Raw genomic sequence first — 16,689 nt, forward strand, 5'->3', positions numbered from 1 at the left:
GAAAGATAACGATTAAGAGACCGAAATGAGGGCTGCTGCAAACGCCGCAATGACAAATAATATACCGCTTAGAAAAGCTCCAAACCCGGTGTGCCTTCTAAAACTTTGGACCATCAACAGCAAGGAAAGTAGCGCAAACGCCAGAAATAACCAAGACATCGGCTGGATCGTAAACTGCAACATATGATCAGGTTCAAAATTACCCGGATGCAAGAAACGAAAGACTGGAGAAACGGGGTTTTCCCTTAAAGTTTCCGATACATTATGAGGCGCGGCTTGTTGATTCATAAATCCGGTAACTGAATAAATCAAAAGGACCAGCGCACCTTCTTTTTTCGCCCAACCTCTTGGCTCGAAAGTACGATCATTTGCTATTTTCCTCTTCATCCACCAACCATTAAAGAAAGCGAAGCAGAGCAACGGAATGATCAACAGATGCTTGATGAGCAGCGCTTGTCCATACGGCAGCATCCAGGATTGAACATATTCAGGCGCAACCGAAACGGTCAGTATAAAACCGGACGCAAAGATCACAGACATCGAAAGTATGGCCATGGGATGAAACCAAGATAAAAAGGAAGCCCATCGTGATGATGGCAAAAACCAGCCTGCAACGAGAAGTGTTCCCGCCCATACGGAAACGGCATAAAAATGCAGCGTGTGCGATGCAAATCCAATCCATTCATACAAGGACGCTACGTGACTGGACCAACCCTGAGCAGCCATCAACGCCGTGATCAGGATGACGCTGGAGATCCAAGCTTTGTCGTTTTTTTCGGGTTCTCCAAAACAAATGATCAGGATCAGCAAAACGCCGAACAGAAGAGTCCATAAGTAAGCCTTTCCTTCTGTAAATTGCATCATTACATTCCGAAACGTCAATCCGAATCCGATGTCTTCCGCAAAAAACATGACAATGCGTAAAACCGGAAAAAAAGCCAGTACACTAATCCCGATTGCAGATAACAACAATACTTTTCGAGGAATCGCGATGGATGGAACGAATCGAACAAGAAGCAACCATCCGGTGATGATTGCAAAGCACAAGTACAGAGGCGGTTCGGCCAGCCAGTACCACATTACGATTTTTTCCTCCGGGCTATCGCGATGGATACTATGATCAGTCCGGCCACGATAGCGCTCGCAATAATCCAAGAATTGTTGTTTGCCTTCGGTTTTTCTGGTTGTGATTCTGTCACTGAGGCGCTTTTTTCCTCGGATGGACTCGCTGAAGGAGGAATGGCCGATGTAGCCGGTGAAGGCGAAACGGATGGAACAGGTTCCGGTTTTTCTGTTGGAGATTGCATTTCCACGTTAAAAGTATAAGAACCGTTAATGGGATGTCCGTCGCGCCCGACGATTTTCCAGTTCACGGTGTAAGAGCCCGAAGATAGCGGCTTTTTGAGCTTCCCTTTCATTTGTTCCTTCTCGATTTGAATGTCCGACACAGCGTATGAATTCCCATCTTGGTCTTTGACCTCAAAGGAACTGAGCGGTTCCACTTCTGTGTTAAAGACCATCAAAATTTCGGACACTTCGTCTCGAACGACTTCATTTGCAGCCGGTGAAGATGATGTTAATTTAGTATGCGCAAATACGCTATTGGGAAAACCAACAATAGACAACAGCAATATAACAGGTATGAGTTCTTTTCTTTTCAAAGCGATCCGCCTTTCGCCAATTATTCAACATTAATTATAACAGCAGCTTTAATTATTAATGGGTACGACTTTGTGAACAATGCACATATGTTCATCCCATCATATGAAAGTGGTGATATAATAAGACTAAAATATGTTTAAGGAGTGGCTGTTGCGGTGAAAAACCGTTCTCTTTTGTTTGGCGTCATCATAGTCACATTATTTGTTTTATCTGCTTGCGGTAATAACAAATCGGAACATGCTCAGCATCGGGCGGAAAATGGGGATTTGCAGGAAACAACCGCTTCCCTCAAAGATCTCCCCAGCTTCTTGGATGATTTGCCTAAACAAATCCAGACCGCTTATCAAACAGCAGCCGACGTTAAAGATGTACTTCCTTGGATCCCATGTTATTGCGGATGCGGTGAAAGCGCCGGGCATAAAAGCAATTTAAATTGCTTTATTAAGGAAATCAAAGAAGATGGTTCTGTCATTTGGGATGATCACGGAACCCGTTGCGGCGTTTGTATGGAAACCGCCATGATTACTTCGCAAATGGTGAATGAGAAGAAATCAACAAAAGAAATCCGGACTTATATCGATCAACTTTATCAAACCGGTTACGCTAAACCGACGCCAACTCCATTCCCGGCATAAATGGCTGCTATCTCAATATATGCTTAACAATGTAGGCTGCATCTTCCCCGACTCCGCCAATTAGTGCAGAGCCTCTTCGGTATTGCCATGGCAGTCCCAAAAAGAATAGTCCGGGAACAGGACTTACTCCGCGATCATGCACTGGCATACTTTTGTGATCCAATACATGTGGTATGTGAATCCAACTATAATCTCGAATAAAACCAGTTGCCCAAATGACATTTTTTATTTGCAATCGGGTATGATCCCGAAAGATGGCGATGTCAGAGGCAATGTTCTCTGTTCTTGCTCTTAAACGGACTTTACCTTGACGAAACCTATCCCGCAGTTCATAACCGAAGATCGGATCGCCCATCTTTTTGAGCCGTTTGCCAATGGCAGAGTTTACTCTGGCCCTAAGTATACCTGTTTTTTGAAACCACCAAAAAATGCTCTTCCCGAACAACTCCAATGGCATGAACTTCAGCTGATGCCCAAGTGATAATGCAACTTCCGTTTGATCCGATAATTCAACTGCAATTTGTGCCCCGGAGTTGCCAGCTCCCACAATCAGTACCTGCCCCTCTTGAAGTTGCAGTGGATTGCGATATTCCGATGTATGGAGTTGTCGAACTTCTTGCGAAATATTTGTTGAAAAATAAGGAATAAAAGGTTTTTGGAACGGACCTGTCGCAATAATGACCTTTTGAGCCAAATAGTCGCCTTTATTCGTAGTAACTTTGAACCCAAAAGCACTTTTCTTGAGCATTAAGATTTCTGTATTCACTTGGATTGGCAGACTAAAATGGATCGAGTATTGTTCTAAATAATCAGCAATCTCGTCCTTGGAAGCATAACCGTCAGGATCTCCTTTTAGTAATAATCCAGGCAGTGAACTATACCATCTTGGTGTAAACAGAACGAGCGAATCGTACCGTTTTCTCCAGCTATCTCCCACTGCTTTCCCTTTTTCAAGGATAAGAAAAGAAACCTTTGCCTGCTTTAAGTAATACCCGGCAGCCAGCCCGGCTTGTCCGCCTCCAATAATGATAACTTCAAATTCTTGCTGCAACATAAACACCCGCTTTGCTTAAACGTAATATTTACAGTGCAAAAGTCCGTGATCAAATAAACAAATCCTTTTGCACTTCGAGCTTATATCCGATCCCCCACACAGTCGTAATCATGGCGGCAGCTTCCGGCGATATCCGGTTCAGTTTCTCTCTGACGCGTTTAATATGAGTATCAACCGTACGAATATCGCCGAAAAAATCATATTTCCATACGTCTCTTAAGAGTTCTTCGCGTGAGAACACTTTATCCGGCGAGCTAGCCAAAAAATGTAACAGATCGTATTCTTTAGGCGTAAAATTGACCTCTTGGCCCCTGGCTGTAACCCGACGGGCGTCATGTTCGATAATCAGATGGGGGAAAACGATTTTGTTATTGCCGAAAAAGAAATCCTTAGATACAAACGCTGTGGCAGAAGATCGCCTCAAAATCGCTTTTATCCGGGAAACCACTTCGCGCGGACTAAACGGCTTGACGACGTAATCGTCCGCCCCTGCCTCAAAGCCTTGTACGCGATTCACTTCATCGCCTTTGGCTGTAAGTATAAGGACCGGTGTCGCTTTTTGTTGACGCAGACGCGCACATACCTCGATCCCGTCGATCCTTGAAAGCAAGAGGTCAAGTATGATTAAATCATAATCATATTGAATTGCTTTTTGAAGAGCAGTCCCCCCGTCTTCGGCTTCTTCAATGGAGTAACCCTCCTTCTCCAGATACAATCGCAAAAGACGGCGAATACGCTCTTCGTCATCAACAACCAAAATACGATTTCCGAACTCACTCATATGAAGTCCGCTCCTCCTTGAAGAGATGACCCCTTTTTCCCTCTGGTGCAGTACATCTTTTGAGTAAATTCCCTTCGGATACCTATGCTTTAATTCTATATTCATAAAAAACTATGAGCCATAGTTTAATTTGACAATATAATGACATGTTTAGTCTCTTAGAATGAAGCGAAACACTAGAATTCGGAATACTGACGCAATCTGTGAATTACATCGACCGAGGACGATCCCTTCCTTTCGTCATGTTTCAGAAAAACAAAAAAAGACACTACCCCGAACTCGTAGTATCTTCTGGATGACTGTAAGTAACCCGGCTTTCATTGTATAAATTCATGCAGAAGAGTCGCTCAGAAACTAAGACTCGGAGTCCTCTCCAAACAATTTCTTCAATGCTTCTTTTTGCACCGGCTGGAGATTGATGACCGGGCGAATACTCTTTGCTTTAGACTCGGCTTCTTCAATAGAGTCACATACCCCTAAAGCAAGCAACGTTCAAACAGCCACTGTCCCCGTTCTTCCTTTTCCTCCGCCGCAGTGGAATGCCACTTTTTTCCCTTGTCTATATGCATGTACGACTTTATCGATTGCCTGTTTGAACAAAACTTCTTGGGTCTGAGGATCATTATCGCCTAATGAAATTTGGATCCACTCCGCATTTGCAGACGGGTATGCATTCTGTCGCTTCTCCGCGCAAGTCGACGATAAAATCGACATTTTCCTGCTTTACCATGGCTTCGACATCTGCAGCTCCACCGAAAAATATTTTGTTTTCATGTAAAGACTGGTAGGTTTTTTCTAGTGTCATGAACGATTTCATCCTTTGGTCAGCATTTATTTTTCTGAAAAGAACCAAACTCAATAAATGTCGGTTCAGTAGGCGGAGTGCAGCAAAGGGATAAATCGCGCGGCTCGCTGGCAGATTCGAATTCCGAATCCTCTTTCGTGTAAAAAATCTCCCAGGCGTTCCCGTCCGGATCATAGACCCATACTTTATCCTGCACCGCGTAGCAGCACGTAGTGTTCATTTCGTCGATGAGCAACAAACCGGACTGCCGCAGCCGTTTCCCCATCGCCAGCACTTCTTCGGTATTGTCGACTTGAAAGCCGAGGTGATTAAGCACGCCCTTTTTCTCGAAAGGACGGACATTCAAAGAGAAATGCAGGGCCGGATAATCCAGCTCAAATTTCGCATAATTGTCTTTAACTTTCGTCGGTTCCGCCCCAAAAAAGCTACGGTAAAAAGCCAATGATTTCTGTAAATCGGTACAGTTGACAGCAACATGCATACGTTTAATCATTTTTGTTCCCTCCTGCTTGTTTTAAGACGATAGACTCCAGTCATGCACCCGACTGCCTTCAAGAAACTTCTCGTAATCCAGCGCCGCCATGCAACCCGATCCCGCCGCGGTGATCGCTTGCCGATACTTAGGATCTTGAACATCTCCGCAGGCAAATACGCCTTCTACATTCGTTTCCGTTGTGCCAGGCTTCACGGTTCCGGACCTTCAATGACAAGAGGTTCTAGATTAACAACGGGCTAAATAAATGGCTGCCTTTAAACCTGCCGGACCCGTTCCGATAATGACCGATTTATATATGCTTCACTCCCCTTAACTTATTTACCTTCGACTGCAAACTGCTTAATTCTTTCTTCGATCTGATCCCGCACACGCTGAAATACTTTCCATTTTTCTTCATCTGTGCCTATGGCCTTAGCCGGATCATCAAATCCCCAATGAAACCGGGTAACGTGCGGCGGTGTGATCGGGCATTTATCGTTGGCGTCCCCGCAAAGCGTTATGACGTAATCCGCTTTGTTCAAAATCTCCGGATTAATCACATCCGACGTTTGTTTGGAGATGTCAACCCCTTTTTCCGCCATTGCTTTGACGGCGTTGGGATTCAGACCATGCGCTTCAATGCCCGCGCTGTACACTTCGTACTTGTCACCGAGATATTTTTTTCCAAATCCTTCTGCCATCTGGCTGCGGCATGAATTACCGGTACATAAAAAGTAAACAATTTTTTTTGCCATGACATGAGCACTCCCCTGTTTGTTTGAAATTGGACTTCCGTTTATTTTTACCATATCCTCGACTTTCTGGAATAACTCCGGAAGAGAGAAGGGTTTTCTAAGAAACTGAATGTTCTCGATGCACGAGCAATCTTCTTCCTTCATGCTGGTTGTGACAAATAAAATCGGAGTGAGAATTACCTTTTGCCCGATCGTTTGACATAAGCCAAGACCGTTTTCTCCCCATAACTGGACACTTATAATCAGCAAATCATATTCAACGTCATGGACGTACTTCAAAAACAGTTGGTGGTTCTCAAAGCAATCGATTCTATACTCTCGTTGTTCCAGATTGTAACAGAGCAAGATCGCATGCGACGGCTCATCTTCTATAAGAGCAATGCGTTGGGTCACCATAAAAACTCACCTGACTCTCCGTCAGGATATTGTTTTAGGTTGGAAATACTTCCGCTGAAACCACAAAGCTACGTTGACCAAGGCAATCATGACTGGCACTTCCACCAAGGGACCAATGACAGCTGCGAAAGCTGCGTCCGAATGAATACCGAAAACCCCTACTGCTACGGCAATAGCCAGCTCGAAGTTATTGCTTGCAGCCGTGAAGGCGAGTGTCGACGTGACCGGATAATTCGCTCCCGATTTTTTTCCCATATAGAAAGAAATCAAAAACATCACCACAAAGTAAATCAACAGCGGGATCGCGATCCGGACCACATCGAGCGGCAATTGAACAATGGTATCGCCTTTTAACGAGAACATGACGATAATGGTAAATAATAAGGCAATCAGGGTAATGGGGCTGATTTTCGGAATAAAGACTTTTTCATACCAGGAACGTCCCTTTGCTTTCACTAATGTGAAACGGGTGATCATGCCCGCCAGGAACGGAATGCCTAAATAAATAAACACGCTTTTTGCCACTTCGGACATCGTAATGTCGACAACCATACCTTGCAGGCCGAACCACCCCGGTAAGATCGTCACAAAAATATACGTGTAAACGGAGTAAAACAACACTTGAAAAATCGAGTTGAAAGCGACCAACCCCGCGGCGTATTCGGTATCTCCTTTACACAAATCGTTCCAAACAATGACCATCGCAATACAACGAGCCAACCCGATCATAATGAGCCCGACCATATATTCGGGATATCCCCGCAAAAAGACGATCGCAAGGACGAACATGAAAATCGGGCCGATGACCCAGTTTTGCACAAGGGAAAGCCTTAATATTTTTCCGTTCCGGAACACGCGCCCCAACTCTTCGTAACGCACCTTCGCTAGAGGAGGATACATCATCAGAATCAGACCGATCGCAATGGGAATGGACGTCGTTCCCACTTGAAACTGATCAAGAAACGAAACGAAATTCGGAAACAGAGAGCCTGTTCCAATTCCGACAGCCATCGCGGCAAAAATCCACAAAGTCAAATACCGGTCCAGAAAGGATAATTGTTTTCCAGCCTTTTCACTCATTTCTTTTACCCCTTTTGTTTACTCGCATCTGACCAACAGCCCCTGCTTTTCCAATTCCTTTAACTTCTCGGACAAATCGGGCAAATGGTTTAAAGCAAAACCGGTTTCCTCCAATTTCTTCTCATTCAACGAATAAAACACCCATTGACTTTTGCGCGTCTCATGGACCAGTTCGGCCGTTTTAAGACGACTCAAATGCCTGGATATGGCCGGTTGGGAAATATTAAATATGGGAACCAGTTCACAGACGCAGCAATCGCGCGTACGCAATAACGAGATGATTTTCAACCGGGTCGGATCAGCAAGAGCTTTCAGCGTATCGGCCAATTTGTCGAATTCCATGGCCGCCTGTTCACCTCAAAATGAAATAGTTATATAACCATATTGTTATTTATATATGCAAAAAAGTCAATGCCTTCACTTAAAATGATATCCGGCGGGATCAGATTTTTTAGAACGATTGAACAAAAATGAAGCCGGCGCATTACTGCCGGCTCCTATATACTTTAGGCTTTTACCCCTTTAATGATCGCAGATGCGATGTAGTCTTCAATTTTAGCTCCGGGCAACCAATCTTTAATAAATGCTCTCGACTCGTCCTTCGTTTCAATCGTAACCTGGGTAAAACCGCTTTGTTCCAAGATCATCTTCAACTCATCAATAGGTGAGGCTCCCGAAATGCAACCGGAGTACAATGCATCCAGATCATTTTTGATTTCAGCCGGCAGCTCTGCATTCAACACAACATCGGATATGGCGAGCCGACCCCCTGATTTCAGCACACGAAATGCTTCCCTAAACACCTGCGGCTTATCCGGTGACAAATTGATTACACAATTTGAAATGATGACATCAACTGACTGATCGGCTACCGGCAAGTGTTCGATTTCCCCTAACCGAAACTCTGTATTGGAAAAACCGCCCTTTGACGCATTTGCACGGGCTTTGCTAATCATTTCCGGAGTCATATCCACGCCAATGACCCGGCCTGTTTCTCCAACCTGACGAGAAGCCAAAAAACAGTCGAAACCGCCGCCGCTTCCCAAGTCCAATACGACTTCACCAGGCTTTAACTCCGCGATAGCCTGCGGATTTCCACAACCAAGGCCGAGATTCGAACCCTCGGGAACGACGGACAACTCTTCGGTTGAGTACCCCAGTTTGGATGAAATCTCGGTTGGTGAGTCACAACATGCAGAAGACGTCGAACAGCAAGTCCCCGAATTCGATTCCTGCAGAGCAATTTGCTTATAACGGCTTCGGACATTTTGTCGGATTTGGTCTTTTGTAAGATCGCTCATCGTTTATACCTCCAGAGTAATATTAAAGTTCGTTGCGTAAAGGAAGACGATGAATTGTTCAAAGAGACGCAAAACATTCTAATTTCTTTCACAGGAATTGCATGTGCAGGTTGGATTTTTTTCTCTGTAGTCCAGAATATTCCCGTAACGATCTAACTCCAGGTGACAACAAGCAGAAATGAGCTCTTTTAATTTTTGTCTCCCCCGTTGAACCCTTGATTTGGCACCTGAAAATGAAATGCCCAATTTCTCGCTCAGGTCCTTTTGCGATAGACCTTCAAGCTCGGTTAATTCGATGGCCTCTCGGTATTTTTCCGGCAATTGACGAATCATCGGCCGCAAGCAATTGGCAAGCTCCTTGTTTAAATTCATATTGTCCGGCTCATTTGATTCAGGTAGTTCTTCAGGCAACTCTACGATCGGTTTATCTTTACGATAATAATCGATAATGGAATGTCTGGTGATTTGATAAATCCACGGTTGAAGTTTTTGTTCGTCTCGAAGACTATCCATCTTGGTGTATATTTTCAGAAAAACATCCTGCAATATATCTTCGACCTCATGCGCCCGATGGGTTCGGCGGAATATAAATGTTTTGAGCGGCTCGCGAAATGTACTCCATAAAGCCTCGATTTCCATACAATGCAACCTCCAATTGTGTGTTTCTTCCTAAGTACAAGGACGTGGCCATTCAAAAAAGGACGCAAAGACATCGTTTATCTCAAATGACGGATCAATTTTCGCACCACAAATTTTGCGTCAGGACCGACTCCCCTTAAGGTTGCGGAAGCAATCGACCGTTGACCTTCGAGACCTACGTAATAAAGTCCGGGAACTGTCGTACTTATCCCTGCCGACTGTAAAGGCCTCCCTTCAGAGTCTAGTGCACCAATATTTCTTAAAAAGGCAAGATTAGGACGGTATCCAGTAGCAAAAATGACTGTGTCTACCTGCTCTTTTGTCCCATTCGGCCAAATCACGCCTTCCGTATAAAAAGAAGTGAACATTTGCTTTTGATCCGGCTTGCCTGCCGCTAGACGCTCTTTGTATTGACCTAAATCAATGACCGAACTCGAACTTGGCGCATTTTTGCCAAATCGCCAGAATGGAAACGTGTCTAAACCAATCACTCTAATCCAAAAATGCAAATCTTGACCCCATACCCTTTGTCTCTTTAACTGAACGGGCCGCAGTACTGCTAGAGACGTCTTACTCACCTCAGCCAATTCGATGGCAATTTGAACGGCAGAATTTCCACGCCCGACAACCACCACCCTTTGATTCCTAAACCGTTCCGGATTGCGGTATTCGGAGGAATGGAGGATATTGCCCTGAAACTCCTCTTGTCCCTTTATCGCGGGCGTAAATGGATGATGAAAGGACCCCGTAGCGTTAATGACTGTTCTGCTTTGATACTTTTCACCGGAAATTGTTCGAATCATGAATGCTTCGCCGGTTTTCTCAACAGACTCTACACGCTGATTTGTAATGACCGGCAATCTAAATTGTTTGACGTACTCCTGCAAATAACGAATGACTTCATCTCTCAGCGGATAACGATCGCCATCCCCTGGGATCTTCATGCCAGGCAACGATGAAAACCGCGCTGGAGAAAACAATTTAAGACTGTCATAATATTTGGGCCATGATCCGAGGGCTTGCTCGTTCGCTTCCAAAATTAAAAACCGCAGCCCTTTCTTTTGTAAGTGATACCCTGAGGCAAGACCAGCCTGACCTCCCCCGATGACGATTGTATCCCATACATCCTCCATACCAATTCCTCCTTGACTTTACTTGCAAATTGCAAGTATAAGATATTTTATTTGCAAACTGCAAATATATTACAAAACAACAGGGTAATGATTCTCCCGTTGTTAACTGCAACAAACCCCTGTTTTCTCCATACTCGCATTCAGTAACTTTAAGGAACGAATGACGGTTTCTTTCTCAAACTCATTCATATGAAAAAAAATTTGAGTCAAGTAATCTTGAACCTGCTGCTCAATCGCTGCCGCAACAAATTTACCTTCTGTGGTCAGTTCCAATATATATACCCTTCGATCTTGATCGGAAGGCGATTTCTTCACGAGCTTTTTCCGGATCAACGATTGAACTTGTCGGCTGAATGTTGTAATGTCCATTCCTAAAGTTTCCGCAATTTGTTGCATAGACGGATGATGCTGTCGATCAATCTCATAAAGAATGTGGCTCTGAATTAAGGAGACGTCCACTCCGCCAACCGAGCAACAATTTTTGTTCAAAAAACCAAAACGTCGAGTAATCAATTGGAGTACATGGCGTACATCTTCCATCGCATTCACCTCCATATTATCGTTATACAATTTTTATTTGCATTTTGCAACTATATTTTATATAAGTTAACACTAGTTGCCAGTATCAAATTTCGGCAACAGCTGGTACGATCACACATCAAACCCACACGACTTTGCCCACCTTGTTTTGGGGAGCTCTTTCTGGTTGCGCACGACAAGCGCGACGTTTCTGTACCTTGCGAGGAAACTCGAATTGACTTACCCGACCGCGTGGCTGTTGCTTGCACCGGCCCCCCGAAAAATAAAGCTATTATGACAAAGGGAGCTCTGTGTGAGAGTTAATCCGCCCCAAATAATTGATCAGAACACAACGCGGACAAGGCATCTAGAAACCCTTATATTTGTCTATTGCATTGATTAGTTTCCGTCAGTGTCCGACCCTCCAGCACGGACCGCCGTAAGCTTAAACGGAGCCGTATGGGTGATGTTCTTCTCCGATTCATGCTGCACATTCGGGTTTGCTTCAAGTTTCCTCATGTCTTCTTCAGTAAATAAAGTTCATCATGACGCTTGACTGTTGATTTCACGAACGTTATGATCGACCTGTCAGCCTCGTATATCTCGTAAAAATCAGGTGCATATATCTTTTTCCGCGCATAACCTTTAAGTGCCTGGTTCGTATATCTTGGCTGAAAAAATCCAAGTTATGCGAGGACAAAGCGACAAAAGCGAAGTGGGGAAATCGCGAAAAGCCTTATGGGACAAGGGTTTCAAGCATTTCTGAAGGGATAAAAAATGGCTCGCATAATGCAGTGTTAGCAGTAGTAACTGACTTCTTGAATTCTCCCAAGCAACCAAACGAATTACCTAATGAAAAGGATCCTTTCATTGCTCTTTTACCTTCAAGTCGTTTTTCGGACTCACTTGAGTCTACTTTTTTCTCGGTTATTTCTGCTAACGTTTCCGTATTTACGAGCTCGAGAGGCTTAAGGCGACAACGTCGCCGGGTGGCTTCGCCAAAATAGGATTTATGCTATGTAGCATAGATGACATGGAGTTATATACTTTTAGACAGACCGGCTATCGCTTGCGATACAAGTCAGATACTTTTTAAAGCCTCTAATTTGCATTTTAAGCCATTTTGACTATCCAAGTTGTAAAATATATAGTTGGAGATAGGTGTTGTTTAAGAACGTGTCTGAGCGGTTCTGTGAGAGTTTTAACGCCGAATGGGTTTGAAGAACTTCTCTGAACGACATAAATTTTATTTTAGGAGGGAACAACATGGAAGTTTTTGCGAAATATTTAGCAGGTATCGATAACCCCGACCACCGCGACCGAACAGAGGAAATTTTGGCGTGGGTTGTAAATAAATTCCCGAATTTGGAACCGCAAATCAAGTGGAATACGCCAATGTTTTCCGATCACGGCACATTTATCATCGGCTTTTCCACAGCGAAGCATCATTTGAGCGTTTCACCCGAAGAAGTAGGCATTGCGCACTTTGCCGATGACATTGCACAAGCTGGCTACAGCGCTACCAAAGGCTTGTTTCGAATTCCGTGGAATGAGCCGGTAAATTACGAATTGCTTGAGAAAATAATTGAATTTAATATTCAGGATAAAGCAAACTGTTCAACTTTTTGGCGGAAATAAAAAAATAGGATAGCCCTTAGAAAGCCTGTGAGGGCTTCTTAGGGATTGAGATCATGTTTTAGTTATTCCGTTATAGAGCGCGATTGTAGAGTAACAAAAAGCCCAATTTCTCAGTATTGAATTTGAGAAATCGGGCTTTTAATTATTGGCATTTTCTAAGCGTTGTAAATCTGCATGTTCCTGACCTTACGCTACCCCTATTAAAGTTTGTATATAATGAATATTGCCGACAAGTTTCTTCATTTCACCTTTTTGATAATAGGTGAATTGTAGAGTAATGTTATCGCTTGATTAGAGTTGGTCCTGCGTACATATGGAATTTGTCCAGATGGCGGAAAGGATTTATTCGAAGCTGATTTGCACTTTCATTAGATCGGCCGCTTTGCCGCGCGCGAAAAACGCCGGGACGTCTTCCAACCGAATCACCTCGGAAATGAGCGGCGCCGTGTTGAAGCGTCCCGCCGCCATCCAATTCAAAGCCGGCTTGTACGTATGATTGATGGCCATCGAGCCTACCAATTTCCAATCCATGTGGTAAATGTCGAACGGGCTGATGTTGATGGTGGCCCCTCGCGGTGCGACGCCGAATTGAAGATGGGTTCCTTTGGGCGCCAAATATTGAAACTGGGATTCGATAACCGAAGGGATTCCCGTCGCATCGATCACGGCATCGAATCCGTTATGCCCTTTACGGCTTGCAAGCCGCTCCGCGATTTCCGCGCTCAGGTACGTATGGGTGGCCCCGTTTTGCTTGGCTAAATCCAGCTTGTTCTGGGCAACGTCGACGACGGCGAGCTCGCCCGCGCCAGCGTGAGAGAGAGCTTGAATCAGAAGCTGGCCCATGCTTCCGGCCCCGAACAGCAGCACGCTTTGCCCCACCTTTAGTTCCAGCTGGTTCATGCCGTGCACGACGCAAGCGATCGGCTCGATAAAGGCCCCCTCGGAGAACGGCATGCCTTCCGGCATCAAAAACACCGTTTCCTCCGGAACCTTGACATACTCGGCCATTGCCCCGTTCTCCGTATCGCCGGTCGCTTTCCAGTCCACGCAGTGGTTGCCTCTGCCGCTCAGGCAATAGTCGCATTTTCCGCAGAAAATCGAAGGATCCACGGCAACTCGGTCGCCCGCTTTAAACCGGGTGACGCCTTCTCCGACTTCGTGAACGACACCGGAAAATTCATGACCGGGAATTAACGGATATTTCGGCAAAAATGTCCCTTGGTAAATATGCAAATCCGTCCCGCAAATGCCGCACCGTTTCACTTGAATCGTGACCTCGCGTGGTCCCGGCTTCGGATAGGGAACGTCCTTCACGACCGCGTTTCTGGGCGATTCGATGACAAGCGCTTTCATTTTTCCTCCTCCTTAGTCCAAAAAGCTGTCGTCAAAGATAACATGAGCTTTGGCTTTTCTTCTGGGCCCTTGCTTAAGCACCCACTGACAGGCTTCCTCTAATGTCAGCCGGTCGCCCAACAGCAGCCTCGCATCCACCGCTCCCGATTTCAGCAGCGCCAGAGCGCGATCCAGCGTTTTCGGACCGACGTAGCTCGCCACAATTTGCAATTCTTTTCGAAACATCGTTTCGGGCTTCAACGTTACCGTATCCCAGGGGTTCATGACGCCGTACAGCAGCAGCTTGCCGCCGGGCGCCAGCGCGTTGAACGCGGGTTCGAAAGCCGTCTTCGACCCGGAAGCTTCGATGGCCAGATCCACTTCCAACCCGTCCATCGCTTCTTCCTGCGTCATAATGCGGGTGGCTCCGGCCCTTAGCGCCAGTTCGCGATGATCCGCATGGTGGCTGATGCCGACGATCGTTTCCTGCCCCATTGCTTTCAGGCACTGAATCATCATAATGCCTGCGGTGCCCAGCCCCCATACCGCCGCTCTCGTGCCAAGCTGAAGATTGACCCGATCAAGCGCATGCACGACGCAGGACAACGGCTCGCCCAGGATGGCGTGTACCGGAGACAATCCCGATGGCAGCGGCGTCGCCAGCTCTGCGGGAACCGCCACATAAGGAGCCAGCCCGCCATCCCTCGTGACGCCGACCGCCTGGGCGTTAACGCACAGGTTGGGTCTTCCGGCGCGGCACTGCGCGCAACTGTGGCAGGCCAGATTCGGATCGACGCAAACGGCTGTGCCGACTGCCACATGAGCAACGCCTTCCCCCACTGCCTCGACCACACCCGCCAGTTCGTGGCCCAACACAATGCCGGGCGTGCCGTGATAGCTTCCGTCCGCAATGTGACGGTCCGTCCCGCACAGTCCGGCGGCGGCAACCTTGATCAGAACTTCTCCCGGCTTCGCCTCCGGTACGGGTCGATCGGCTACCCGAACCTCGCCCGGCCGCTCATAGACCAATGCTCTCAAGCGCATCTCCTCCAACCGGAATATCGTCAAATCCCATCCCCAAGCCTGTAAAGCGATTACAATTTTTCGTTTTTAAAGGAAATCTCCTCCTTGAAACGCCTCAATATGTTTTAATATAACATTTTATTTTTATTTCCAACAAAATTATACCGCCCGGCGAATGCAAAGTCTACACCGGAATAAACGCCGATTAATCTTGCAAACCATATTCAGGAAGGATCCGCATTCGGGATACGATTTCGAATCGCCTCAACCGCCTTGCGCACGGTTTCCTCCACCACGACAGCCGCCGGCACAGGCTTCACCAAGCGCAATCCCTGCCCGGCCCAGAGGGACATGTACTCCGGACGGTTTGCTTTGGCGGCCGCCTGGCGAATGTCGCGCGTGAGCGCGTTTTGAATCGGATAGGGCGGCACGTTCCCTGGGTAAGAAGACATTCTCTTCATGAAGGTTGTCATCAGTCCGCGGGCGGCTTTGCCGGAATACATGGCGGTAATGGCCGTCTGTTCTTCTGTTGCGGCCTCCAGCGCTTTTTTGTAGGCGGGATGCGCGCCGCTCTCCGGGCTCGCGATAAACGCGGTGCCCATCTGCACGCCGTCCGCGCCGAGCATGAGGCAGGCGGCGAGTCCTCTCCCGTCCATGGTGCCTCCGGCTGCGATGACGGGAATAGAGATCGCATCCGCCACCTGCGGAACCAGGGCCAAGGTGCCGATGAGCGCGGTTTCCGCCTTGTCCGCGAACGTCCCCCGATGCCCGCCGGCTTCGCTGCCCTGCGCCACAACAGCGTCAACGCCCGCATCCTCCAAAGCCAATGCCTCTTTCACCGTGGTCGCCGTTCCGATCGTATAGATGCCTGCCTGCTTGAGCCGCCGCATGACAGCCGAGTCCGGAATGCCGAACGTAAAACTGAATACAGGCACCTTCAGCTCGATGACGGCGTCGAGTTGCTCATGAAAAGGCTCCGCCGCTTTCGCGATTTCGGGGGAGTTCGGGATGCCGAGCTCATTGCGAAACGTGTCGAGGGTTCGATTCATCGCTTGAATATCTTCAACGTTCTCCTGATAGCTTTCGGGGATAAACAAGTTTACGGCAAACGGCCGATCGGTATGGCGGCGAATGGTTTCCACCGCGAACCGGATTTGCTCTGCGCTCATGTAGCCCGCGCCGAGTGTGCCAAGTCCGCCCGCGTTCGATACCGCGGCTACCAGCTCAGGCGTGGTGACGCCCCCGGCCATACCGGCCTGTATAATGGGATATGCGATCTTCAACCGTTCGGTCAGACGCGTACGCAACATGTTGCCGCAACCCCTTCCAAATGATTTCTGGCGTATTGAGAAAATAACACCTTCGGTTCCGATAGGGTCAAAAGAGCCGTGATTCCTAACCAATAACCCAATGTCGCAAAACCATTCCAACTTGTCACGGCAAAGCGTCGGGAAAGGACTG

At 46.8% G+C, this 16,689-nt stretch carries 19 protein-coding genes and 3 pseudogenes; 3 read left to right on the top strand and 19 right to left on the bottom strand.

The window, feature by feature from the left end; all coding sequences use genetic code 11:
• Positions 1-12 precede the first annotated feature (12 nt).
• Both F560_RS0101390 and F560_RS24405 read right to left on the bottom strand, forming a co-directional pair.
• Entirely contained in the window at positions 13-1,080 is a 1,068-nt protein-coding gene (locus F560_RS0101390) for a copper resistance D family protein (protein ID WP_019003908.1), read from the bottom strand.
• A complete protein-coding gene (locus F560_RS24405) occupies positions 1,080-1,661 on the bottom strand; it encodes a copper resistance CopC family protein (protein ID WP_019003909.1) in 582 nt (193 codons plus the stop codon). The genes F560_RS0101390 and F560_RS24405 overlap by 1 nt, the downstream gene beginning before the upstream one ends.
• Before the next feature lie 156 nt (positions 1,662-1,817).
• On the opposite strand from F560_RS24405, the gene F560_RS0101400 reads away from it, so the two are divergent.
• Positions 1,818-2,297, top strand: a complete 480-nt coding sequence (locus F560_RS0101400; RefSeq protein ID WP_019003910.1) for a PCYCGC motif-containing (lipo)protein — start codon at positions 1,818-1,820, stop codon at positions 2,295-2,297.
• Between the two features lie 7 nt (positions 2,298-2,304).
• On the opposite strand, the gene F560_RS0101405 is transcribed toward F560_RS0101400, so the two are convergent.
• The 14 genes and pseudogenes from F560_RS0101405 to F560_RS0101455 form a co-directional block, all read right to left on the bottom strand.
• Positions 2,305-3,348 (bottom strand): flavin-containing monooxygenase, encoded by a 1,044-nt coding sequence (locus F560_RS0101405; protein WP_026298034.1) that lies wholly within the window; start codon positions 3,346-3,348, stop codon positions 2,305-2,307.
• Between the two features lie 52 nt (positions 3,349-3,400).
• Positions 3,401-4,132: a response regulator gene (locus F560_RS0101410; protein WP_019003912.1), complete on the bottom strand. Its 732-nt coding sequence runs from the start codon at positions 4,130-4,132 to the stop codon at positions 3,401-3,403.
• Between the two features lie 492 nt (positions 4,133-4,624).
• Positions 4,625-4,732, bottom strand: coding sequence for a phosphatase domain-containing protein (locus F560_RS26555; protein WP_425393266.1), 108 nt, complete (start codon positions 4,730-4,732; stop codon positions 4,625-4,627).
• Positions 4,733-4,754: 22 nt separating this feature from the next.
• Positions 4,755-4,937, bottom strand: coding sequence for a hypothetical protein (locus tag F560_RS26480; RefSeq protein ID WP_026298035.1), 183 nt, complete (start codon positions 4,935-4,937; stop codon positions 4,755-4,757).
• A 19-nt stretch (positions 4,938-4,956) separates the two neighbouring features.
• Positions 4,957-5,427, bottom strand: a complete 471-nt coding sequence (locus F560_RS22205) for an ArsI/CadI family heavy metal resistance metalloenzyme (RefSeq protein ID WP_425393267.1) — start codon at positions 5,425-5,427, stop codon at positions 4,957-4,959.
• Between the two features lie 24 nt (positions 5,428-5,451).
• Positions 5,452-5,625: pseudogene (locus tag F560_RS26140) on the bottom strand (thioredoxin-disulfide reductase); the annotation flags it as partial.
• Positions 5,626-5,747: 122 nt separating this feature from the next.
• Positions 5,748-6,167, bottom strand: coding sequence for an arsenate reductase (thioredoxin) (arsC, locus tag F560_RS26145; protein WP_026298036.1), 420 nt, complete (start codon positions 6,165-6,167; stop codon positions 5,748-5,750).
• Between the two features lie 72 nt (positions 6,168-6,239).
• Positions 6,240-6,563 (bottom strand): annotated as a pseudogene (locus tag F560_RS26150) (response regulator transcription factor); the annotation flags it as partial.
• Between the two features lie 21 nt (positions 6,564-6,584).
• A complete protein-coding gene (arsB, locus tag F560_RS0101430) occupies positions 6,585-7,643 on the bottom strand; it encodes an ACR3 family arsenite efflux transporter (RefSeq protein ID WP_019003915.1) in 1,059 nt (352 codons plus the stop codon).
• 18 nt (positions 7,644-7,661) lie between these two features.
• Positions 7,662-7,985 (bottom strand): ArsR/SmtB family transcription factor, encoded by a 324-nt coding sequence (locus tag F560_RS0101435; protein WP_019003916.1) that lies wholly within the window; start codon positions 7,983-7,985, stop codon positions 7,662-7,664.
• A gap of 164 nt (positions 7,986-8,149) precedes the next feature.
• A complete protein-coding gene (locus F560_RS0101440; RefSeq protein ID WP_019003917.1) occupies positions 8,150-8,944 on the bottom strand; it encodes an arsenite methyltransferase in 795 nt (264 codons plus the stop codon).
• A 78-nt stretch (positions 8,945-9,022) separates the two neighbouring features.
• The gene (sigZ, locus tag F560_RS0101445; RefSeq protein ID WP_019003918.1) at positions 9,023-9,583 is read right to left on the bottom strand and encodes an RNA polymerase sigma factor SigZ; all 561 of its coding nucleotides are present in this window, start codon (positions 9,581-9,583) and stop codon (positions 9,023-9,025) included.
• A 77-nt stretch (positions 9,584-9,660) separates the two neighbouring features.
• On the bottom strand, positions 9,661-10,716 hold the full coding sequence (locus tag F560_RS0101450) for a flavin-containing monooxygenase (RefSeq protein ID WP_019003919.1): 1,056 nt from the start codon (positions 10,714-10,716) through the stop codon (positions 9,661-9,663).
• A gap of 102 nt (positions 10,717-10,818) precedes the next feature.
• Positions 10,819-11,256 carry a MarR family winged helix-turn-helix transcriptional regulator gene (locus F560_RS0101455; protein WP_019003920.1) on the bottom strand — a complete coding sequence of 146 codons (438 nt, stop codon included), beginning with the start codon at positions 11,254-11,256 and terminating at the stop codon, positions 10,819-10,821.
• A gap of 74 nt (positions 11,257-11,330) precedes the next feature.
• Between F560_RS0101455 and F560_RS26155 the strand changes: the two are divergent.
• Both F560_RS26155 and F560_RS0101460 read left to right on the top strand, forming a co-directional pair.
• Positions 11,331-11,500 (top strand): annotated as a pseudogene (locus F560_RS26155) (IS1595 family transposase); the annotation flags it as partial.
• A 1,001-nt stretch (positions 11,501-12,501) separates the two neighbouring features.
• Positions 12,502-12,873 (top strand): iron chaperone, encoded by a 372-nt coding sequence (locus F560_RS0101460; protein WP_019003921.1) that lies wholly within the window; start codon positions 12,502-12,504, stop codon positions 12,871-12,873.
• 342 nt (positions 12,874-13,215) lie between these two features.
• Here F560_RS0101460 and F560_RS0101465 read toward each other — a convergent pair whose 3' ends face one another.
• From F560_RS0101465 to F560_RS0101475, 3 genes are all read right to left on the bottom strand, one after another.
• On the bottom strand, positions 13,216-14,226 hold the full coding sequence (locus F560_RS0101465; protein WP_019003922.1) for a zinc-dependent alcohol dehydrogenase family protein: 1,011 nt from the start codon (positions 14,224-14,226) through the stop codon (positions 13,216-13,218).
• A gap of 12 nt (positions 14,227-14,238) precedes the next feature.
• Positions 14,239-15,243 (bottom strand): alcohol dehydrogenase catalytic domain-containing protein, encoded by a 1,005-nt coding sequence (locus tag F560_RS22210; RefSeq protein ID WP_169449877.1) that lies wholly within the window; start codon positions 15,241-15,243, stop codon positions 14,239-14,241.
• Positions 15,244-15,452: 209 nt separating this feature from the next.
• Positions 15,453-16,538 carry an NAD(P)H-dependent flavin oxidoreductase gene (locus F560_RS0101475; RefSeq protein WP_019003924.1) on the bottom strand — a complete coding sequence of 362 codons (1,086 nt, stop codon included), beginning with the start codon at positions 16,536-16,538 and terminating at the stop codon, positions 15,453-15,455.
• Positions 16,539-16,689 lie beyond the last annotated feature (151 nt).

Source organism: Cohnella laeviribosi DSM 21336, assembly GCF_000378425.1.
Taxonomy (GTDB): Bacteria; Bacillota; Bacilli; order Paenibacillales; family Paenibacillaceae; genus Cohnella; species Cohnella laeviribosi.

Bases quoted from the DNA above. Each gene is read 5' to 3' on its own strand.
- F560_RS0101390 (WP_019003908.1), bottom strand. From the start codon at position 1,080: ATGTGGTACTGGCTGGCCGAACCGCCTCTGTACTTGTGCTTTGCAATC.
- F560_RS0101410 (WP_019003912.1), bottom strand. From the start codon at position 4,132: ATGAGTGAGTTCGGAAATCGTATTTTGGTTGTTGATGACGAAGAGCGT.
- F560_RS26480 (WP_026298035.1), bottom strand. From the start codon at position 4,937: ATGACACTAGAAAAAACCTACCAGTCTTTACATGAAAACAAAATATTT.
- arsC (WP_026298036.1), bottom strand. From the start codon at position 6,167: ATGGCAAAAAAAATTGTTTACTTTTTATGTACCGGTAATTCATGCCGC.
- arsB (WP_019003915.1), bottom strand. From the start codon at position 7,643: ATGAGTGAAAAGGCTGGAAAACAATTATCCTTTCTGGACCGGTATTTG.
- F560_RS0101435 (WP_019003916.1), bottom strand. From the start codon at position 7,985: ATGGAATTCGACAAATTGGCCGATACGCTGAAAGCTCTTGCTGATCCG.
- F560_RS0101440 (WP_019003917.1), bottom strand. From the start codon at position 8,944: ATGAGCGATCTTACAAAAGACCAAATCCGACAAAATGTCCGAAGCCGT.
- sigZ (WP_019003918.1), bottom strand. From the start codon at position 9,583: ATGGAAATCGAGGCTTTATGGAGTACATTTCGCGAGCCGCTCAAAACA.
- F560_RS0101450 (WP_019003919.1), bottom strand. From the start codon at position 10,716: ATGGAGGATGTATGGGATACAATCGTCATCGGGGGAGGTCAGGCTGGT.
- F560_RS0101455 (WP_019003920.1), bottom strand. From the start codon at position 11,256: ATGGAAGATGTACGCCATGTACTCCAATTGATTACTCGACGTTTTGGT.
- F560_RS0101460 (WP_019003921.1), top strand. From the start codon at position 12,502: ATGGAAGTTTTTGCGAAATATTTAGCAGGTATCGATAACCCCGACCAC.
- F560_RS0101465 (WP_019003922.1), bottom strand. From the start codon at position 14,226: ATGAAAGCGCTTGTCATCGAATCGCCCAGAAACGCGGTCGTGAAGGAC.
- F560_RS0101475 (WP_019003924.1), bottom strand. From the start codon at position 16,538: ATGTTGCGTACGCGTCTGACCGAACGGTTGAAGATCGCATATCCCATT.